The following is a 755-nucleotide window of genomic DNA, read 5'->3' on the forward strand; positions in this document are numbered from 1 at the left end:
CCAAAATATTTTTTGAATTTGCACGCATGTATGGCTGAAGGGGAAGACCATGCCACAAATAATTAATACCAATCTTGCGTCTATCAACGCGCAAAGAAACCTAGATAAGTCTCAGAGCGAAAACCAAACAGCCCTGCAACGCTTATCTTCAGGCTTGCGTATTAACAGCGCAAAAGACGATGCAGCAGGTCTTGCAATTTCTACCCGCTTCAGCGCGCAAGTCCAAGGCTTAAAAGTCGCGATCCGAAACGCCAGCGACGGTGTGTCACTCGCTCAGGTTGCTGAAGGCGCGCTCGGCTCGATGACTGACAACCTACTTCGTATCCGTGATTTGGCACTACAAGCCTCTAACGCAACGAACAGCAAGCAAGACCGTGAAGCTTTGAATGAAGAAGTTCAGCAGCTTATTACTGAGATCGAACGTGTTGCTGACCAAACAACATTTAACGGCACCAAGTTACTAGACGGATCCTTCACCGATGTTACATTCCAAATCGGCGCAAATGAAGGTGAAGATGTAAGCTTCGGTATTGAAGGTACAGATGTTACTCAACTAGGTGTTTCACCTACTGATGGCATTTCATCCTCGCCGGGCAGCACCGCTTCAACGCCGCCTGTAGCTGCCCTCGCGGCAGGTGATCTCGTCATCAACGGCATAGCTATTGGTGCATCATCAGGCGTTGACGACGCGTTTTCCAGCTCTAACAACGATTTATCTGCAATAGCAAAAGCAGCCGCAATTAACTCTGTTTCTG

1 pseudogene is annotated in these 755 nt (G+C 48.2%); it reads left to right on the plus strand.

The annotated features are described in order from the left end of the window. Nucleotides 1-49: 49 nt before the first annotated feature. Nucleotides 50-755 (plus strand): annotated as a pseudogene (locus A3738_RS02230) (flagellin); the annotation flags it as partial.

It is taken from the genome of Oleiphilus sp. HI0066, from assembly GCF_001635725.1.